This window comes from Kribbella sp. NPDC058693 (assembly GCF_042715335.1).
Taxonomy (GTDB): Bacteria; Actinomycetota; Actinomycetes; order Propionibacteriales; family Kribbellaceae; genus Kribbella; species Kribbella jiaozuonensis.
The window spans coordinates 1,543,044-1,561,785 of the sequence record NZ_JBHXSQ010000003.1 but is presented as its reverse complement, the minus strand read 5'-3'; the positions used below and the strand labels follow the sequence as shown (position 1 = coordinate 1,561,785).

At 68.2% G+C, this 18,742-nt stretch carries 20 protein-coding genes; 6 read left to right on the top strand and 14 right to left on the bottom strand.

Translation table 11 applies throughout. The annotated features are described in order from the left end of the window. Window positions 1–19: 19 nt before the first annotated feature. The 6 genes from ACFWUU_RS25745 to ACFWUU_RS25720 form a co-directional block, all read right to left on the bottom strand. On the bottom strand, window positions 20–745 hold the full coding sequence (locus tag ACFWUU_RS25745) for a cobalt-precorrin-6A reductase (RefSeq protein ID WP_380178901.1): 726 nt from the start codon (window positions 743–745) through the stop codon (window positions 20–22). After that, window positions 742–1,482 (bottom strand): precorrin-4 C(11)-methyltransferase, encoded by a 741-nt coding sequence (cobM, locus tag ACFWUU_RS25740; protein ID WP_380178899.1) that lies wholly within the window; start codon window positions 1,480–1,482, stop codon window positions 742–744. The genes ACFWUU_RS25745 and cobM overlap by 4 nt, the downstream gene beginning before the upstream one ends. Next, a complete protein-coding gene (gene cbiE, locus ACFWUU_RS25735; protein WP_380178897.1) occupies window positions 1,479–2,660 on the bottom strand; it encodes a precorrin-6y C5,15-methyltransferase (decarboxylating) subunit CbiE in 1,182 nt (393 codons plus the stop codon). Before cbiE ends, cobM begins: the two co-directional genes overlap by 4 nt. After that, entirely contained in the window at window positions 2,653–3,030 is a 378-nt protein-coding gene (locus tag ACFWUU_RS25730) for a pyridoxamine 5'-phosphate oxidase family protein (protein ID WP_137258002.1), read from the bottom strand. The genes cbiE and ACFWUU_RS25730 overlap by 8 nt, the downstream gene beginning before the upstream one ends. A gap of 87 nt (window positions 3,031–3,117) precedes the next feature. Further along, entirely contained in the window at window positions 3,118–4,716 is a 1,599-nt protein-coding gene (locus ACFWUU_RS25725) for an ABC transporter permease (RefSeq protein ID WP_380178895.1), read from the bottom strand. Then, window positions 4,713–5,627: an ATP-binding cassette domain-containing protein gene (locus tag ACFWUU_RS25720; RefSeq protein ID WP_380178893.1), complete on the bottom strand. Its 915-nt coding sequence runs from the start codon at window positions 5,625–5,627 to the stop codon at window positions 4,713–4,715. Before ACFWUU_RS25720 ends, ACFWUU_RS25725 begins: the two co-directional genes overlap by 4 nt. 80 nt (window positions 5,628–5,707) lie before the next feature. Here ACFWUU_RS25720 and ACFWUU_RS25715 point away from each other — a divergent pair, with 80 nt between their 5' ends. Continuing rightward, the gene (locus ACFWUU_RS25715) at window positions 5,708–6,208 is read left to right on the top strand and encodes a GbsR/MarR family transcriptional regulator (protein ID WP_380178891.1); all 501 of its coding nucleotides are present in this window, start codon (window positions 5,708–5,710) and stop codon (window positions 6,206–6,208) included. Here ACFWUU_RS25715 and ACFWUU_RS25710 read toward each other — a convergent pair. Then, window positions 6,205–6,888 (bottom strand): NBR1-Ig-like domain-containing protein, encoded by a 684-nt coding sequence (locus tag ACFWUU_RS25710; protein ID WP_380178889.1) that lies wholly within the window; start codon window positions 6,886–6,888, stop codon window positions 6,205–6,207. The two genes, ACFWUU_RS25715 and ACFWUU_RS25710, sit on opposite strands and share 4 nt — an antisense overlap. A gap of 120 nt (window positions 6,889–7,008) precedes the next feature. On the opposite strand from ACFWUU_RS25710, the gene ACFWUU_RS25705 reads away from it, so the two are divergent. Together ACFWUU_RS25705 and ACFWUU_RS25700 are read left to right on the top strand one after the other, a co-directional pair. Then, on the top strand, window positions 7,009–7,401 hold the full coding sequence (locus ACFWUU_RS25705; RefSeq protein ID WP_380178887.1) for a cupin domain-containing protein: 393 nt from the start codon (window positions 7,009–7,011) through the stop codon (window positions 7,399–7,401). 93 nt (window positions 7,402–7,494) lie between these two features. Continuing rightward, window positions 7,495–8,178 carry a CHAP domain-containing protein gene (locus tag ACFWUU_RS25700; protein WP_380178885.1) on the top strand — a complete coding sequence of 228 codons (684 nt, stop codon included), beginning with the start codon at window positions 7,495–7,497 and terminating at the stop codon, window positions 8,176–8,178. 55 nt (window positions 8,179–8,233) lie between these two features. Here ACFWUU_RS25700 and ACFWUU_RS25695 read toward each other — a convergent pair whose 3' ends face one another. From ACFWUU_RS25695 to ACFWUU_RS25685, 3 genes are read right to left on the bottom strand one after another with little or no spacing between them, the layout of a single operon-like run. Next, complete coding sequence (locus ACFWUU_RS25695) at window positions 8,234–8,767, bottom strand: hypothetical protein (RefSeq protein ID WP_380178883.1); 534 nt, start codon at window positions 8,765–8,767, stop codon at window positions 8,234–8,236. Window positions 8,768–8,806: 39 nt separating this feature from the next. Beyond that, the gene (locus ACFWUU_RS25690) at window positions 8,807–9,532 is read right to left on the bottom strand and encodes an alpha/beta fold hydrolase (RefSeq protein ID WP_380178882.1); all 726 of its coding nucleotides are present in this window, start codon (window positions 9,530–9,532) and stop codon (window positions 8,807–8,809) included. A gap of 29 nt (window positions 9,533–9,561) precedes the next feature. Then, window positions 9,562–10,611 carry a LacI family DNA-binding transcriptional regulator gene (locus ACFWUU_RS25685; RefSeq protein ID WP_233715063.1) on the bottom strand — a complete coding sequence of 350 codons (1,050 nt, stop codon included), beginning with the start codon at window positions 10,609–10,611 and terminating at the stop codon, window positions 9,562–9,564. Window positions 10,612–10,725: 114 nt separating this feature from the next. Between ACFWUU_RS25685 and ACFWUU_RS25680 the strand changes: the two genes are divergently transcribed. The 3 genes from ACFWUU_RS25680 to ACFWUU_RS25670 are packed head-to-tail and all read left to right on the top strand — an operon-like array spanning window position 10,726 to window position 13,846. Continuing rightward, complete coding sequence (locus ACFWUU_RS25680) at window positions 10,726–11,625, top strand: carbohydrate ABC transporter permease (protein ID WP_233715064.1); 900 nt, start codon at window positions 10,726–10,728, stop codon at window positions 11,623–11,625. Beyond that, window positions 11,609–12,532, top strand: coding sequence for a carbohydrate ABC transporter permease (locus tag ACFWUU_RS25675; protein WP_380178881.1), 924 nt, complete (start codon window positions 11,609–11,611; stop codon window positions 12,530–12,532). The genes ACFWUU_RS25680 and ACFWUU_RS25675 overlap by 17 nt, the downstream gene beginning before the upstream one ends. Before the next feature lie 12 nt (window positions 12,533–12,544). Then, window positions 12,545–13,846 (top strand): extracellular solute-binding protein, encoded by a 1,302-nt coding sequence (locus tag ACFWUU_RS25670; protein WP_380178880.1) that lies wholly within the window; start codon window positions 12,545–12,547, stop codon window positions 13,844–13,846. A 443-nt stretch (window positions 13,847–14,289) separates the two neighbouring features. Here ACFWUU_RS25670 and egtD read toward each other — a convergent pair whose 3' ends face one another. The 4 genes from egtD to ACFWUU_RS25650 are packed head-to-tail and all read right to left on the bottom strand — an operon-like array spanning window position 14,290 to window position 18,567. Further along, window positions 14,290–15,255: an L-histidine N(alpha)-methyltransferase gene (gene egtD, locus ACFWUU_RS25665; protein ID WP_380178879.1), complete on the bottom strand. Its 966-nt coding sequence runs from the start codon at window positions 15,253–15,255 to the stop codon at window positions 14,290–14,292. After that, a complete protein-coding gene (egtC, locus tag ACFWUU_RS25660) occupies window positions 15,252–16,013 on the bottom strand; it encodes an ergothioneine biosynthesis protein EgtC (protein ID WP_137258012.1) in 762 nt (253 codons plus the stop codon). Before egtC ends, egtD begins: the two co-directional genes overlap by 4 nt. Further along, window positions 16,013–17,350, bottom strand: a complete 1,338-nt coding sequence (gene egtB, locus ACFWUU_RS25655; protein ID WP_380178878.1) for an ergothioneine biosynthesis protein EgtB — start codon at window positions 17,348–17,350, stop codon at window positions 16,013–16,015. Before egtB ends, egtC begins: the two co-directional genes overlap by 1 nt. Next, on the bottom strand, window positions 17,347–18,567 hold the full coding sequence (locus ACFWUU_RS25650) for a glutamate-cysteine ligase family protein (protein WP_380178877.1): 1,221 nt from the start codon (window positions 18,565–18,567) through the stop codon (window positions 17,347–17,349). The genes egtB and ACFWUU_RS25650 overlap by 4 nt, the downstream gene beginning before the upstream one ends. Window positions 18,568–18,742 lie beyond the last annotated feature (175 nt).

The window sequence follows — 18,742 nt, the reverse complement described above, 5'->3', positions numbered from 1 at the left end:
AGCCGTCACCCGACCAGCGCTAGGTGGGCCGCATCACCCAGCGAACGGCCTCGTCGACGGACGAGACGGTCTCGAGGCCAGCGGGAAGGGCCGGGCGGCGGATGATGACGACCGGGAGATGGAGTTGGCGGGCGGCGTCGAGTTTGGCCGAGGTGGCTGGGCCGCCGCTGTCCTTCGTGACGAGGACGTCGATGCGGTGTTCGCGGAGAAGTGCCAGCTCGTCGGCGAGCGTGAACGGGCCGCGGGCGAGGATCAGCGTGCACCAGGCCGGGCGGGGTTCGGGAGCGTCGACGCAGCGGGCGAGGGTCCAGAGCCCGGTGGTGGCGAAGGCGTCGAGGCCCTGTCGTCCGATCGTGAGAAAGACCCGCGACCCTAGACTCGGGAGCAGGTTAGCGGCGGTGGCTAAGTCGGCCCAGTGCCAGTTGTCGTCGGGACCTTGAGTCCAGCCCGGACGGCGAAGAACGAGCAGCGGTACGCCGGTCTCGCGGCGTGCGGCGGCTGCATGCGCGGTCATGGTCGCGGCGAACGGATGCGTCGCATCGATCACCGCGTCGACCGGATGCTCACGAAGCCAGTCCGCGAGACCGTCCGCGCCGCCGAACCCACCCGTCCGCACCTCCCCGACAGGCAGACGGGCCTCCGTCGTCCGTCCCGCGAGTGAAGAGATCACGCCGACCCCCGCACCGACGAGCACCCGCGCAAGCTCGCGCGCCTCCCCGGTCCCTCCGAGCAGCAGAACCTTCATCGGCTGCGGTCGGCTGAATAGAGATGGCTGTCTCGGAATGTTGTTGCCGAGAGCACCTTTCCGACGATGATCACCGCGGTACGACGGATGCCCGCGGCCTTCACCTGGTCGGCGATATCGGCGAGCGTTCCCCGCACGATCACCTCGTCGTCGCGGGAGGCACGGGCGACGACGGCGACCGGGCAGTCGGCGCCGTAGTTCGGAACGAGTTGGTCCACGACGCGGTCGATCTGCTGGACGGCGAGATGGAGGACGAGGGTTGCCTCCGACGCGCCGAGGGCTGCTAGGTCTTCGCCGGCGGGCATCGCGCTCGCGCTGCCCGCGATGCGGGTCAGGATGACGGTCTGGCCGACCTCGGGGACGGTCAGTTCGCGGGCGAGAGTTGCAGCCGCGGCGGCGTAGGCGGGTACTCCGGGCGTGACGTCGTACGGAATGTTTAAGGCGTCGAGGCGGCGCATCTGTTCGGCCATCGCGCTGAAGACGGACGGGTCGCCGGAGTGCAGGCGGGCGACGTCGTGCCCGGCGGTGTGGGCGGCCGAGAGTTCGGCGATGATCTCGTCGAGATTCAGATTCGCGGTGTCGATCTTGCGCGCGCCGGGCGGGCAGTGGTCGAGCAGTTCGACGGGGACGAGCGCGCCGGCGTACAGACACACCGGCGACGAAGCGATCAGATCGCGCCCGCGCACGGTGATCAGATCGGCAGCCCCCGGGCCGGCGCCGATGAAGTGCACCGTCATTTCGTGACGCTCCAGATCGTGACTGGCATGGCTGGGCGCCAGCCGGTCATGGTGCCGACGGGGGCTGCGCGTTGCACAGACAGGCGGACCAGATCGCCGCCGTGGGTCTTGTGCCAGGCGGCGATGAGGGACTCGGTTTCGAGGGTGACGCCGTTCGTCACCAAGCGGCCGCCGGGTCTGAGCGCGTTCCAGCAGACGTCGAACATGCCGGCCGCCGTCGCTCCCCCGCCGATGAAGATCGCGTCTGGTGACTCGAGACCGTCGAGTGCTGCGGGTGCGGCGCCTTCCACAACATTGACTGCCCCGCCGAGCGCGGCAGCGTTGCGTTCCAGGCGCTTGGCTCGGTCGGGGTCGCGTTCGATGGCGATTGCTCGGCAGGACGGATGATGCCGGGACCACTCGATCGCGATGCTGCCCGCACCGCCGCCGATGTCCCACAACAACTGCCCCGGCACCGGGGCGAGCCGCGACAGCGTGACGGCGCGTACTTCGCGCTTGGTGAGCTGCCCGTCGTTCTCGTACGCGTCGTCGGGCAGGCCGGGCACGGTCGAGAGGACAGGGCCCTCACACTCGACGGCGATGACGTTGAGGGCATCGACATCGTCAGACCAGTCGGCGGCGGCTGCCCGTCGTACACGCTCGTTCGATCCACCGAGCTGCTCGAGGACAGTCATCGAACTGGAGCCGTAGCCGCGGGCCACCAGCAGCTGGGCGACTTCAGCCGGCGTCTGCGTACCTCGGCTGAGGATCAGCAGCTGCCGACCGGGCTGGAGGTGCGGGTGCAGACGCTCGACCGGCTGGTTGACCAGGCTGACCACCTGCACCTGGTCCTGCGGCCAGCCGAGCCGCGCACAGGCCAGCGACACGCTCGACGGATGCGGGATGACCCGTACGGCGTCGGCGCCGAGCATCCGGACCAGCGTCGTACCGATGCCGTGGAAGGTCGGATCGCCGCTGGCCAGCACGCAGATCCGTTGCCCGCGATGTTCCTGCAGGAGACGAGGGAGCGATTCGGACAACGGCGAGGACCAGGCAACTCGAGGAGCATCCGGGACCAGCGCAAGCTGCCTGGCGCTGCCCATCAGGATGTCGGCTGACTCGATGGCGGCGCGGGCCGCGGGTGACAGGCCATGCCAACCATCGGCGCCGATGCCCACGACTGTGATGGGGTCAGGCATTGCCGAGGACCTTGGTGATGGTGATTTCGATGACCACGCGCTGCGGGTTCACCCGCGGCTCCTTGTAGCGCTTGGCGTACCGTCGCTCGGCCTCCCGCACACGCTCAGGGTCGTCGCTCACCACGGCCCGCCCCTCGATCGTGCTCCAGCGCCGCCCGTCCACCTGCGTCACCGCGACCGCCGCCTCCCCGAGCCGGCGGATCGCCCGCGCCTTGTACGACGTACCCGAGCAGATCACCCGCACAAGCCCCGCCTCGACGTCCAGCGTCGCTCCCACCGGCGTCGCGTGCACAGTCCCATCCGCGCGGACGGTACTCAGCACACACAGATGCCGTTCGGTCCAGAACTCAGCCAGCCGCTCACTCAACACCCAGCGATCGTAGACAAGACGGCCCGCCCGGTGCGGTGCCGGGCGGGCCGTGGTGCGCTGGACCCCTCAGACCAGCGCGGTCTGGAGCTAGCCGATGTCGCGGCGGCGGAAGGTCGCGAACCCCGCCAGTGTGAGCGCGGCGGCGATCGCGGTCAGCCAGAGCACCGGGGTGACGGAGAAGTCGCCGCCGGGCAGCCGCGGGGTGTGGCCGTACGGGCTGAGGTTGATCATCCATTGCGGCAGGTTGAAGATCTCGCCGAACTGGCCGATCAGCAGGAACACGCCGTACAGGACCCAACCGCCGGTGACCAGCTTCGGTGCGAAGCCGAAGAGGATGACGACCAGTGCGGTCACCAGCCAGATCGCAGGCAGTTGTACGGCGGCCGCCCCGAGCATCCGCGGTACCTGGCGGCCCATGTTGCCGAGCGACGCACCACTCGAGATCCCCGAGCCGAGTCCGGCGATCAGGATCAGCGCACCGGTCCCGAGCAGCGCCATCAGCACGTGGCTGCCGAGCCAGCGCGACCGAGTGACGCCGGTCGCCAGCAGCGGCTCGGCGCGGAGTGCAGTCTCCTCGGAGCGGAGCCGGAGCGCAGCCTGGATGCCGAACGCTGACGCAAGCAGACCCATGACGCCCATCTCCGTCGCCAGGAACGCGTCGGTGATGCCCTCCACGCCGCCCAGCTTCTGCACCATCTCCTTGGCGCTGTCGCTGGTGACGAACCCGTCGACGTTGCTGGCGATGTTGCCGACCAGCAACCCGAGCAGCAGGAACGCGAATCCCCAGGCGTAGAACGAGCCCCGGTGCAGCCGCCACGCCAGTGCGAGCGGCGAGCGCAGCGACGCGGCCGCCCGCGGCGGACCGGGACGCGGAGGAACCAGTCCGGCGCCGAGGTCGCGCCGCCGGATCAGTGCGGTCGCGGCAGCGATCAGAACGACCAAGAACACCACAGGAATCAGCAGTACGACGAACCGGTCGCCGGCGTACGCGCGGACCTGCTGCGACCACCCGATCGGCGACAGCCACGACACCCATTGGGTACCGCCGTCGGCCGACGAGTCACCGATCGCCCGCAGCACGTACGCCACGCCGAGGACGACCGCGGTCAGTCCGTTCGCGGCCCGGGCGCTCTCGGTGACCTGCGCAGTCACGGCGCCCACACCAGCGAAGGCCAGCCCGGCCCCGGCCCACATCAGCCCGAAGGCGAACGAGCCCTTCGTGTCCAGCCCGCTCCCCATCAACGCGAGTGCGGTGACCAGACCGAGCACGATGACGGTCCCAGCGGAGACGATCAGCGCTGCGGTCAAAGCGGCGTACCGCCCGAGGACTCCGGCGCTGAGCAGCTCCAGTCGGCCGCTCTCCTCCTCGGTGCGCGTGTGCCGTACGACGAGGATCCCGGCGAGCAAGCCGACCAGGAGCGCGCCGAACGCGGTCAGCTTGAACAGCGAGACCTCCCCGAGCGAGGACTCGTCGAAGATCCGCCCGTACAGCGACACCAGCGCCGGCGAGGCGTTCGACGTACGCGCGGCCTCGACCAGAGCGTTCTGGTCGGAGTACAGGTCGATCGACGCCTTGGCCGACCCGGCCGCCGAGATCACGAACACGACGATCCAGACCGGGATCAGCAGCCGGTCCCGGCGCAGCGCGAGCCGCACCAGCGTCCCGGTCCCGACGAAGTCGTTCATCGCACGGCCGCCTCAGCCTCAGCAGGTACGTCGTCCTCGTAGTGGCGCAGGAACAGCTCCTCCAGCGTCGGAGGCTGCGCGACGAGACTCTTGATCCCGCTCGCGGACAGCTGCCGCATCACCGCGTCGAGCTGTGCCGTGTCGACCTCGCACCGGACACGGTTGTCCTCGACATCGAGGTCGTGAACGCCGGGCAGCTGCGCCAGCCCGTTCGGCGATCCGGCCAGCTCGGCGTGGATCGACGTACGCGTGAGGTGGCGGAGGTCGGACAGCGTGCCGGTCTCGACCACCTTGCCGCGGCGGATGATGCTGACGCGGTCGCACAGGGCCTCGACCTCGGACAGGATGTGGCTGGACAGCAGAACCGTGCGGTCCTCGCGCTTGTCCTCCTCGATGACCTGCCGGAACACCTCCTCCATCAGCGGGTCCAGGCCGGAGGTCGGCTCGTCCAGGATCAGCAGCTCGACGTTCGACGCGAGCGCCGCGACCAGGGCGACCTTCTGCCGGTTGCCCTTCGAGTACGTCCGGCCCTTCTTCGTCGGGTCGAGGTCGAACCGGCGCAGCAGGTCGTCGCGCTTCTTCTCGTCCAGCCCGCCGCGGAGCCGGCCGAGCAGATCGATCACCTCACCGCCGGTCAGGTTCGGCCAGAGGTTGACGTCGCCGGGGACATAGGCGAGCCGCCGGTGCAGCGTGGCGGCGTCGTGCCAGGGGTCGCCACCGAGCAGCGAGACATCGCCGGCGTCACCCCGCAACAGGCCGAGCAGGACGCGGATGGTGGTGGACTTCCCGGCGCCGTTCGGGCCGAGGAAGCCGTGCACCTCACCGGTCGCGACCTCCAGGTCGAGACCATCGAGGGCGTGCGTACTTCCGTACGACTTGTGTAGTCCAGAGACCACGATGGCTGATGTCATGATTCATAACGTACACTGTGTTCAGAAGATTGTGAATCTTGCTAACAGCTTCCTGACAGCTCAGAGGGGATGATGGGGCGGTGAGTGCACATCGAGACGACGACGCCGTCAAGCGGTACACCGAGCAGTTCGGCAACCTGCTCGCCGAGACAGGCTGGCCGCGGATGGCGGCCCGGGTGTTCGCCGCGATCCTGTCCAGCGTGTCGGGCCGGATGACCGCCGCCGAGCTGTCCGACCAGCTGCAGGCCAGCCCCGCCGCCGTCTCCGGCGCGGTCAACTACCTGCTGCAGCTGCGCCTCGCCACCCGCGAGCGCGAGCCCGGCACCCGCCGCGATGTGTACGTCGTCCAGGACGACGCCTGGTACCAGACGATGATGAGCGAGGACGCCTCGCTGGTGCGCTGGTCGGAGTCCCTGCGCAAGGTCCTCGACTCCTCCGGCGACGGCACGGACGCCCACCGCCGCATCCGCATCTCGCTGGGCTTTATCGACTTCATCGGCGAAGAGGTCAAGGGCCTGAGCGAGCGCTGGATCAAACGCAAGGCCGAGCTGGACGCGGAGATCGACGCCGAGCTCGGCTAGAGCTCGTAGACGGTGAAGATCGTGCAGTAGATGGGTGGGGACTCCAGCCCGGGGTAGTACAGACGGCCTGCCTCGTCGGTGATCTTGAAGTACGCCGTTGACGCGCCGACCTGCGCCGGCGCCCGCAGTTGCATTGCGACGGTCACGGTCTCCCCCGCGTCTGCGTCGGGGACTCGCGAGCGGATCGGCGAGCGCAGCCAGCCGGGCGTGCCGGCCGCGCCCTGGCGGGTCAGCCAGCGGTCGCGCCACGGCCTCTCGCCACTGTTGCGGATCTCCCACGTCTTCTCGAACGACTCGTCGCGGCAGACCCGGGTTCCGTCGGGGACCGTCTCCCCCACCAGCTCGGCGCGGTCCTCGGGGTGATGGTCGATCGGCACGGATCCACCGAGCAGCACCGGTTGGATGTGCCGGCGCAGGTCGCGCTGGGAGATGTCGCGACCGGCGCGTACGGCGGCGTCCAGCTCCATCAACTGGTTCACCAACGACTGGCCGGCGCCGAACGAGACGTCGTACCACTCGGTGAGCTCGCGGCTGGGCTTGGTGTGGCCGCGCTCGACCCGGGACAGGTGCCCCTTGTCCCATCCGGACTCCGCTGCGGCGCGGCTCAGCGGTACGCCGGCGGCTTCCCGGAGCTCACGCATCCGCGACCCGATCACCACACGAAGCTGCGCAGGCCTCACACCGCACTCCGATCGTTGCGTACCGCGACTACACCGTAACCCTCCGAATCTCAACTGGTCCAGGAAATCCGCCCCGAACTGGCCCAAGGACGGCGGCCCTCGGCGACCTACCGTCGAAGCATGGGAATCATCGGACCGGCGAAGACCAACACCTTCGACAGCTTGCTCACCCAGACGCCCGCGATCGCGCCCGGATCGCACGCGATGGTCGCGACCGTCACCGTCCCGCCGGGCGATCCGGGATCAGGCCCGCACCGGCACTCCGGGCCGGTGTTCGGGTACGTGCTCGAGGGCGAGATCCTGTTCGAGCTCGAGGGCGAGGCGCCGTACCCGATCAAGGCGGGTGAAGCCTTCTGGGAGCCGGGCGGGGACGTCGTCCACTACCAGGCTGCCAACCTGCGCACGGACATCGAGAGCAAGTTCGTCGTGTTCATGCTGTGCGCGCCCGACGTGCCGATGATGACGTACCTGGACGCCGAGGAGATCGCCGCGCGCGCCCACCTGCGCAGATGAGGGGTCGTTGCCTACTGCGACAACGCCGGGCGGCGCTGGTTCTCTGTAAATAAGTGTCACTTCGCCAGTCGCCCAGCGAAAAGGACCAACATCATGCGTACCGCCCTCCTGCGCATCACCCTCACCACCCTGCTGGCCACCGCCGCCGCCCTCGGCACCGGCACCCTGACCGCCAGCGCCGCAACCGGGACCGTGGTCACCGACAGCGGCCAAGGCGTCGCCATCCGGTCCGGCAATGCGACCAGCTTCGGCTCGGTCGGGACCCAGCCGAACGGACCGGTCGAGATCGACTGCCAGATCTACGGCGAACCCGTCACCGGCAAGTACGGCCGCAGCCTCGTCTGGGACCACATCCCCGGCAAGGGCTTCATCACCGACTCCTACGTCAACACCGGCAGCAGCGGCCTGATCGCGCCGCTCTGCACCAGCAACCCGCGCGCCGACGCCGCCATCGCCTGGTACGCCGCGCGCAGCGGATCGACCGCATACCAGGGGTACTGCGAGATGGCCGCCGAGAACTCGTACGGCAAGACCGCGATCTGGGCCTCCGCCAAGGCCGACTGGAACGACGCCGTGGCCCGCGGCGTCGCGCATCGCGGCGACCTGAACCCGCCGAAGGGCACCCTGGTGTTCTGGGACCTGGCCGCGCCGTACGGCCACGTCGGAGTCGCCAAGGGAGACGGCACCTTCTGGGCCACCAGCGTCAGCGGCGCGATCGGCACCCGCGCACTGCCCTACTTCAACAGCTACCTCGGTTGGGCCTGGCCCAACTTCTGATCGCGAGCACCCGGACGCGCGTCCCGCCCCTCACGCGTCCGGGTGCTCGACCCGGTCAGCGGAGGAACTTCGGAACCATCCGCCACAACAGCGCGCCCGACACGAGCCCCTCCGCGAAGCCGAGCCCCGCACCGATGCCGATAGCTGGCCAGATCGGCAGCCCCGGATGCCCGTAGGCGATCAGTGGAACCGCGCCGGCGAACACCGCCACCGCGATCATCCCGGCCACCAGCGGCAGGGTGAACTCGTCGATGAACCGATCCATCGATTTCGCCACCAGCCGGAACAGGACGAACGGCCCGAACGCCAGCACCAGCGACTGCACCGAGGACGTGCGCTTCGAGGCCATCGCGATCCCGACGGCGATGCACGCCGCCACCAGCACGACGGCCGTCGTCCACGCCGCGCTTCGCGGCGTCCCCGCGGAGATCCGGTTGATTCCGCTGGAGATCGCGAAGGCAGCAACTCCTGCGACCACGACGGCGAGCGGGATCAGCATCCGATCCGCCTTGATCAGCGGATCAGCGAGCACCACGACCGTCATCGCCAGCAGCACGCCGATCCATGGGACGGTCGATCTGCGCGCCATTCCGACAGTTATAGGGGACGCACGCCCCTCACCAGCCGGTCATGTCCGGAACATGTCATCGACCCGGTCCAGCCAGTCGGCCACCAGCGCGCGGTACGCCGCCAGCCCCGGTCCGGGCAGCAGGTGATCCTCCTGGTCCAGTACGGCGAAGGTCGCGCGCGGGTAGTCGTCGAGGATCGACCACGCGTCGGCGTACCCGGCGGTGGTGTCCTGGCGGCCGGTCACGATCAGGGTCGGGCGCTCGAAGCGGGCCACTGGATCCTCGCGCAAGGCGTACGTCGTGACGTCGCCCTGGATGTGACCGAGGAACGCGAGGTCCGCGGCGGCCTCTGCTGCGTCGTAGTACTGATGCTGGCGTTGCCGGTCCGGTGACGGTATGAGGTGTTCGTCGGTCGGAAGCGTGCGTCGGGCCCGATCGATGACGATGCCCGGTGCCCTCAGCAACAACCCGAGGACCCGGGCCGGGTCGCGGCGCACGATGCCGCGAGCGTGCAGCCCGCCGGCCGACGTACCGGCCAGCGCGAACGGCTCGCCGCCGGAGAGGTCGTCGATGAGCGCGGCGATCGCGTCGAGCATGCCGTCCTGGTCGGTGATCGCCGGGACGGCCGGCGACTTCCCGGTGCCCGGCGGGTCGACGTAGATCCGCCGCCAGCCCGATCGGTCTGCGAAGACCGGCTCGTGGACGGCGCGACCCTCGCCGCCGTCTCCACCCCAACTGGGCAGGAAGAAGATCGGACGGCCGTCACCGAAAGACTCGTAGTACACAATCCGACCCTAGCCAGCGGTGAAGCCTGTCATCGAGCCTTTCTCTTGGCAGCAGAATCCGGTGGGCGTTCGCCGGACCCGCGCTTGATCAGCCCACACGGCAGCACGATCCGCTGTGGCGGTCGGGTGTCGGCGCCAGACGCGCGATCGAGCAACAACCGCGCCGCGCTCCGACCGAGCTCAGCGATGTCAGAGGCAACAACCGTGACCGGCGTCGGCAACATGTCGGCCAGCCGGAAGTCGTCGAACCCGACGACAGCCGGCTCGCGACCGAGCTCACCGAGCGCGCGCAGTACACCCTCGGTGAGGAAGTTCGTCGAGGCGAAGATCGCGGTCGGCGGATCCGGCCGCAGCATTACCTCGTGGGTCGCCTTCTCCGCGGCCTCCGCGTTGCCCTCGGGCAGCTGGATGACCAAGGACTCGTCGACGTCGATCCCCGCCGCCCGGTGCGCCCGCCGGTAACCACGCAGCCGGCGTCCGATCGTGTAGTACGAAGGGGCCAGCAGGATCGCGATCCGCTCGTGCCCCTGCGCCAGCAAGTGCTCCGTGGCCAGTCGGCCGCCGCCCTCGTTGTCGACCATCACGATGTCCGCGTCGATCCCGGTCGCCGGCCGGTCGACGAACACCACCGGCACCCCGGCGCCTTCGAGGAAAGCGTGATCGCCCTGGTCGGGCACGATCATCAGGCCCGCGACCTGCCGGCTGACGAGCTCCTGGATGGCACGTTTCTCGCCCTCCGGATCCTCGTCGACGCTTCCGAGTACGACGGCGAACCCGGACTGCCCCGCGATCTCCAGCGACGACTTCGCGATCGTCGCGTAGAACGGGTTGGTCAGGTCGCCCAGCACCAGGGCCAGACTGGTCGACTTCTTCCCCGGCCGGAGCGCCCGCGCGACCTCGTTGCGCTGGAACCCGAGCTCGTCGATCGCGGCCCGGACCCGCTGCGCGGTCTCGTCCCGCACACCGTGCCCGCCGTTCACCACCCGGGACACCGTGCCGAGCCCGACACCGGCCCGCCGGGCGACGTCGATCATCGTCGGCCGGGGTACCTCCGGCTTGGTTGGAAACGTTTCGGACACGGGGTTGACTTCCTTTTCGCGACACGGCATCGTCACCCAACAGTAAAGCGTTGGAAACGTTACCGTCCAGGAGGCCGGATGAATCGTTCTTCTCCTGCAAGGTCCCGGGGTGGGATGAGTCGGAACGCCGGGTCCGACGTCAAGGCGGCGTACCTGTTCATCGCGCCGGCGATCATCGGCTTCCTGGTCTTCGTGGGGTATCCGCTGATCCGCTCGTTCTACCTCGCGCTGACGAAGTACAACGGCCTGACCGATCCGGTCTTCGTTGGCCTGGGCAACTTCCGGCGGCTGTTCACGACCGACCCGGCGTTCTGGCCGGCGCTGCGGGCAACGGGGTACCTGGTGGTCCTCTATGTCCCGCTCTCGCTGATCCTCGGGCTGGCGCTGGCGATGTTCTGCAACCAGCGGTTCGCCGGGGTCCGGGTGGTCCGGACGCTCGCGTACCTGCCGGTGGTGCTGCCTGCGGTCGCGACGATCACGCTGTGGAAGTTCATGCTCGACCCCCAGGTCGGGCTGCTGAACACGATCCTCGACCGGCTGGGGCTGCCGACCAGCCTGTGGTTGCAGGGCTCGAGTACGTCGATGCCGTCGGTCGTCCTGGTGATGCTGTGGGGTGTCGGCGGGACGATGATCATCTTCCTGGCGGCGTTGCAGTCGGTGCCGACCGAGTTGTACGAGGCCGCGCGCGTGGACGGCGCGAGCCCGTGGTCGGTGTTCTTCCGGATCACGCTGCCGATGATCAGCCCGATCGTGCTGTTGCAGGTGATCCTGCAGACCACAGCCGCGCTGCAGACGTTCAACCAGCCGAAGATCCTGACCAACGGCGGACCGGGATTCAGCACCAACGTGCTGATGCTGTCGATCTACAACAACGGCTTCCCGACCCTGGGCCGGATCCCGCAGCTCGGGTACGCCTCGGCGCAGGTGTGGGTGCTGTTCATCATCATCATCGCCGTGATCGCCCTGACCGCGAAGTTCTCATCGCTCTGGACGTACAGTGACACTTCCGACTGATGCCGCTGAAGCGACCGCGTTGACGGCCGGCACCGAGCCGGCGACGAGGGCGCCCGCTGCGAAGAAACCACGCCTGATCGGTACGACGTCGTGGTACGTCGTCGCGTTCTTCATCTGCGCGGTGATGATCGTCCCGTTGCTGTGGATGATCACGATCGGCCTGAAGAGCCGTACCGCGGTGTTCGACATCCCGCCGAAGCTGCTGCCGCACGAGTGGACCTGGAGCAACTTCATCAACGGGCCGAAGGCGATCCACTTCCCGCGGCTGTTCCTCAACTCGGTGATCATCACCACGCTCAGCGTGCTCGGTGGCGTGCTGACCGCGATGATGGCCGGCTACGCGCTGGCCCGGTTGCGGTTCCCGGGCCGCAAGCTGTGGTTCTACCTGTTCGCCGGCAGCATGTTGCTGCCCGGCGTGGTCGGGCTGATCCCGTTGTTCCAGCTCTACAAGAGCATCGGCTGGTACGACACCTGGCTGCCGCTGATCGTGCCGGCGTTCCTGGGCGGGAACCCGCTGTTCATCTTCCTGGCCCGGCAGTACTTCCTCGCGATCCCCTATTCCATCGATGAAGCGGCCAAGATCGACGGCGCCGGACACCTGCGGATCTTCGTCAGCGTGATGCTGCCGCTGACCCGGCCGGCCTGGCTGACGATGGCGATCCTCGCGTTCCAGGCGTCCTGGAACGACTATCTGAATCCGCTGGTCTACCTGTACTCGTCCGGCAAGTGGCCGCTATCGGTCGGGATGGCGTCGTTCATCTCCCCGTTCGCCGGGAAGACGCCGGACTGGAGCTACTACATGGCCACCAACCTGCTGTACATGCTGCCGCCGCTGATCATCTTCTTCGCCGCGCAGCGCTACTTCATCCAGGGCCTCGGCGCTCTCGGCAGCACGAACCAGAAATAGAGGGGATCTCCTGTGAAAAGGACATTGGGTGTGACCGCCCTGGCCTGTGCCGGGTTGCTGGCGGCAACCGCCTGCAGTGGCTCGGACTCCGGCGGCGGCTCCAGCAGCGGACCGGTCACCGTCACGGTAATGACGTGGGAGTCGGCCGAGACCAACGCCGCGATCAAGAAGGCGCTTGCCGATTTCAAGGACGACAACATCACCGTCCAACTGCTCGAAACACCGAGCGGTCAGTACGGCGACAAGCTCGCGTCGCTGACCCAGGCGAAGAAGCTGCCGGACCTGTTCTGGTGCGGTAACGACACCGAGCAGCAGTACACGTCGCAAGGTCTGCTGGTCGACTGGGCCGACAAGATCAAGAACGGCAACGGCGACTTCAAGTCGGACAACTTCGTCTCGTCCGCGATGGACAACTGGAAGACCGCGGACGGCCAGATGGGCGGGTTGCCGTCGCTGATGAACACGTACGGCGTCTGGTACAACGCCGACGCGTTCACCGCTGCGGGTCTTCCGCTGCCGAAGGCCGGCTGGACGTGGGACGAGATGTACGCCGACGCCGCGAAGCTCGCCAACAAGAACGGGGCGAAGTACGGCCTGGTCGCCGACCAGCTGACGTCCGGGGACGGACCGTTCACGATGAGCATGTACTCCGTGTCCGCCGGCGGTGCGCCGTTCACCGACAACGTGAACCACCCGACGAAGGCCGAGGCCGACCACAAGTACAAGGAAGGCGTCGAGAAGCTGGTCGCGGCGATCAAGAACGGATCGGTCGCGCCGCCCGGGTACGACGCCTCGAACGTGCAGTCGTTGTTCGCGGCCGGCAAGGTGCCGATGACGTTCGGCGGGCAGTGGCTGGCGGCCGGGTTCCAGACCGACAAGCCGAAGGTCAAGTACGGGTTCGCGCCGTTCCCGCAGGTGCAGACGCCGACCACGCTGTACGACTCGGTCGGCATCTGCACGCCGCAGTACACGAAGGACCAGGACTCGACGTTCAAGGTGCTCGAGTACCTCAACACCAAGGTCTGGGACGCCGTACTGCCGGCCTCCCCGGTGGCGCCGCCGGCGTACAAGCCGGCCCAGGCGAGCTACTTCGACGCGCTCACCAAGGCCCAGCAGACCACCGTCGCCGACACCGTGAAGGCTGACCTCGGCGCCGAGAAGACGGTCGGCGTCCGCTTCACCACCCAATGGGCCCAGCAGGTCGGCGACCTCACCACCGCCAACTACCAGCCCATCCTCAGCGGCAAGAAGCCGATCAGCGACCTCCCGGCCTACATCGACAAGATCAACGGCCTGATCAAGCAGGGCGGCTAGAGCCTCAAGAAGGCAATTCAGAAGTCTTCAAAGGAGCAAGGAAGAACAAGAAAAGAGATAGAGAGGAATATTAAAGAACAAACAATGAAAGACGAAAGATAGAATGGGAGTTGATTGCCACGTGGCGTCCGCCGGTCCACCGACGGTCGCCACGTTCAACAGGTGGGCCCGGGACGCCCGCGGGGCAGTAACAGGCCCGAACCGTAGCTGGGGATCAGCGGAAGACCGAACCCGGCCAGGCACCCAACTCCCTCTCTGCTCTTCTCTGTCTGATGTTCTTTGTTCTTGAAGGTCCTCAGTGCTTCCGCCGGTCCGGTGGCGGTCTGCCTACGCCTCTTCTGACGGTCACCGGAAGCCGAACTCGACCCGGCACCTAACTCCCTCTATATTCTCTTTCTCTTTTCTTGTCTTTCCTGCTTTGTTCTTTGCTCTTTTCTTGAGAGCTAGACCGCTTGCCAGAGTGAGAGGGCGAAGCGGGCTTTGGTGTCGGTCCACCAGGCGGCTGGGGTGAAGCCTGCTTTGTCGAGTTCGGCCTCGACGCCGGAGCGGTGGAACTTGGCGGAGATCTCGGTGCTGAGCTCCTCCCCTTCGGCGAACGTGACCTCGAGGTGGATCTCCGGGATCAGCACCTGCATCGCGCGGGTGGCGCGCAGGTGCATCTCGATCCACTCGTTGTCGGCGTCCCAGATCGCGACGTGTTCGAACGCGTCGACGTCGAAGTCCGCGCCGAGTTGCCGGTTGATGACCCGCAGCACGTTCTTGTTGAACTCCGCGGTGACGCCGGCTGAGTCGTCGTACGCCGCGACCAGCGTGGCGGGAACCTTCACGAGATCGGTGCCGAGGAGCAGCCATTCGCCGGCCTCGAGCACGTCGCGGATCGAGGTGTAGAAGGCCTCGCGCTCGGCCGGGATCAGATTGCCGATCGTGCCACCGAGGAAGGCGACAATCCGCGGCGGTTCACCGGGCAGCTTGTCCAGGTGCGCGGTGAAGTCGCCGACAACGCCGTGTACGTCGAGCGTCGGGTAGTCGACGCTGATGGCATCGGACGCCTCCCGCAGCGCGGACTCCGAGACGTCGAGCGGTACGAAACTGGTCAGCGTGCCGCGGTCGCGCAGTCCGTCCAACAGCAGCCGGGTCTTCTCCGACGATCCGGATCCGAGCTCGACCAGCGTGTGCGCCTTGGTGATCGCCGCGATCTCGCCGGCCCGCGCGCGCAGGATCTCCCGCTCGGCCCGGGTCGGGTAGTACTCCGGCAGGCGGGTGATCTCCTCGAACAGCTCACTCCCCCGCGCGTCGTAGAACCACTTCGGCGGCAACCACTTCGGCGTCGCCGACAGCCCCGCCCGAACGTCCTCCCGCAGCGCACGAGACACGTAGTCCGGGGTCAGATGTACGTCGATGAGGGTCACTCTTGTCCTTCCATCGGGGTGATGTGCAAGGTCGTGGCGGTAGCCACCAGCAATGAGCGATCGGGTACTTCGGTCCACTGGTGGGGACCGAAGTGCTCGGAGCTGACGGTCACGGAGTCGGCGGTCCGGTGAACGTGCAGGGAGTGGGTCCAGGTGGTTGCGATCAGTTGCTCGCCGTCGGTCAGCAGGACGTTCAGGCGAGAGCCGGGCGCGGCCGCCTCGACTTCCTGGACGACGGTCGCGACCGCGTCGGCCGGCGGGACGCCTTCGGTCAGGCGGTTGGTGATGAGCGCCCACAACAGCGCCGAGTCGACCGAAGCGTCGAGCTGGAGCAGGTCCGCGACCGGGAGCCGCTCGGCCAGCTTCAGTGTCGAGTCGGGCCAGCCGGGGATCCGTCCGTTGTGACTGAACAGCCAGTTGCCGTGCACGAACGGCGCGACCGCCGCTTGCCCGTACGGCATGTTGACCGTCCCGTTCCGGATGGCGGCGATGACTGCGCCGGAGCGGATCGAGCCGGCCAGACCGGGGAGGTTCTCGTCGGTCCAGATCGGCACGTTCCGCCGGTACCGGACCGGGCCGCCGGACACGACGACATCACCCTCGGGGTACCAGCCCAGGCCGAAGCCGTCGGCGTTGACCGAGCCGCCGCCGCGCATGTCGGCAGGGGCCCAGCTCTGTTCGTAGAGCGAGTGGTCGGGGTCGAGGACGAGTGACGCCAGCGTGACCGGTGGGCCGAGGTAGGCCAGATGGCGGCACATCAGCTGTGCAGCTCCTCGGGGCGCGGGTCGCGGGCGCAGCGGAAGCCGGCGAAGATCTGCCGGCGGATCGGGTAGTCCCAGTTCCGGAAGGTGCCGCGGGCAACGATCTCGTCAGTGCCGAACGAGCCGCCGCGAAGCACCTTGTAGTCCGGTCCGAAGAACACCAGCGAGTACTCGTCGTACGGCCACGCGCGGAACCCGGGGTACCCGTGGAAGTCGCTCGACGTCCACTCCCAGGTGTCACCGATCAGCTGCTCGACACCCAACGGCGACGCGCCTGCCGGGTACGCGCCGACCGGTGCCGGCCTGAGGTGCCGCTGGCCGAGGTTCGCGTGCTGCGGCCCGGGCGACTCGTCGCCCCACGGGAACCGCCGCGTCCGGCCGCTGGCCGGGTCGAACCGGGCCGCGAACTCCCACTCCTCCTCGGTCGGCAGCCGCTTCCCGGCCCACTTCGCGTACGCCTCGGCCTCGTAGAAGCAGACATGCATCACCGGCTCGTCCAGCGGCAACCGCTCACGGTGCCCGAACCGCAGCCGCCACCACTCGCCGTCCACGGACTCCCAGAACCGCGGCGCGACCAGCGAAGCCTTCTGCACATGCGACCAGCCGGCGTCGGACCACCACTGCGGATCCTGATACCCACCGCCGAGCACGAAGGCCAGGTAGTCCCCGTTCGTCACCGGGACCGTGTCGATCACGTACGGCGCCACGTGCACCGCATGCGCCGGCCGCTCGTTGTCCAGCGCCCACGGCTCGATCGACGTACCCATCTCGAACACACCGCCCGGGACGAACACCTCCTTGCGGCTCAGCTCTCGCCCAGCAGGCGGCGGTGGCGCGTCGAGCACCGGACCACCGGTACGGAGCTGGTGTGTCGCGAGCATCGTCTCGTCGTGCTGCTGCTCGTGCTGCGTGATCATGCCGAACGCGAACGCGTTGTCGACCAGCTCACGTCCGGCGTCGAACTTCACGTGGTCCAGCACGTCCATGACCTTGTCGCGTACTTCGGTCACGTACGCGCGGGTCTCGGACGGGCCGAGCAGCGGCAGCGCCGGCCGCTCCGCGCGCGGGTGCTGGAACGCGTCGTACAGCTCGTCGATGTCCTGGCGCAACGGCTCGCGGCCGCCGACGTCGCGGACCAGCCAGAGCTCCTCCTGGTTGCCGATGTGCGCGTAGTCCCAGACCAGCGGTGACATCAGCTTGGAGTGCTGCCGGACCAGGTCGTCGGTGTCGACCGCGTCGGTCAGCTGGACGGTCCGCGACCGGGACCGCTCGAGCTGCTCGCCGACGAAGGTGCGCAGGCCTTCCGGTGACAGATCTGATAGTTGGTGGTTCACGAAGCTCGCCTTCCATGGGTGTCGTCGACGATGCGCTGCAGCCGGGTTGCGACGGCAGCGATGAGTTCGGGATCCGCACCGGTCCGGTCGAGCACCTCGGTGCCCAGGTCGACCACGTCTCGCGCGGCCTGCAGGACCAGCTTGTCCTCCAGCCCTTCGCGGGCCGCCGGGAACCAGCGACCGGCTGCGGGCTCGGCCGCGGCCAGCACCTGGTCCATCGGAGCGGACATCAGTGCGGTGAGCAGCAGGGTCGGGGCGATCCACCCGTCCCCCGGCTGCGCGTCGAGGTAGCGCACCTCGAGATACCCGCGCGGCCGGACCGGCGGGAACAGCGTGGACAGGTGGTAGTCCAGGTCGTCGTACGTCGGTCTGTCGCCGGGCAGCTGTCCGTCTGCCCAGGCACCGAAGGTCAGTCCGGTCGGTGCGTCCCAGGTGTCACCGCGGCGGAGGCAGAGGACCGGTGCCTCCATCGCCGTCCGTGCCCAGGCCGCGGCCGGATCGCCGTCGAGTGGCGGCGGCTCGGTGAACGGGGCACAGGTCCCGAAGGTCGCCTCGGTCCGGGCCGAGGCCCACCCGGTGTCCGAACCGGCGCGACGACGGGAGTTGGCGAAGAGGCCGACGAGGGCGGGACCGAGATCGTGCAGAGCGCGCCAGCGCAGCGCGGTCTGATCGGTCTCGCCGGCGTCGAGGCAGATCTGCAGGCCCGCCGTACTGCACATCATCCGCGGGCCGTGCGGTCCGAGCCGCTGGAATGCGTGTTCCATCGCCGCGTAGCGCGGGACGGTGAGGATGCGGCGGGGTGCGCGGAAGGCGTCCAGGCCGTAGTCGCCCGGGATCAGGTCCGCGTCGAGAAGGAGCGCCGTGAGCTCGGCGGCGTCGGCGGCGGTGTCGTCGATCAACCGGGGAATCGATTCTGCCGCGGGTACTGAGATCTCTACCTGGCCACCGGGCTCAACGGTGACCAGAGCGCCCCGGCTCAGCGGCAGTTGCGGACTGCCTCTCACCAGGGTCGCGGGGGCGTGCAGCCCCAGGGCTTTGCTCAACCGGCCGGCGTCGAGGGGCCGGTGCGGATCATCCGCGTGATGCACCGTCCACTCGAGCTCGACGCCGAACAGCCGAGGTGGACCATGCTTGAAACAGACCATCGCGACGTACCCCTCCGCCTCGGCCCGGGAGCCGATCGGAGTCGTCGCCGGAGAACGACCGGGCGAGGTCACGTCAGCGAACCTAGCTCCGGGTCAGAGGCTGGACAACCGACCAGAAACTTACCGATCGGTGACGCCTGGGCAGCGGATCGACTCATGCCCGCCATGTTCCCCGCGGCCACCGACACTTTCTGGCCGGATCAGGACAGCGCATTTCGCTCTGAGCGAAACGCCGTCGGAAGGTCCG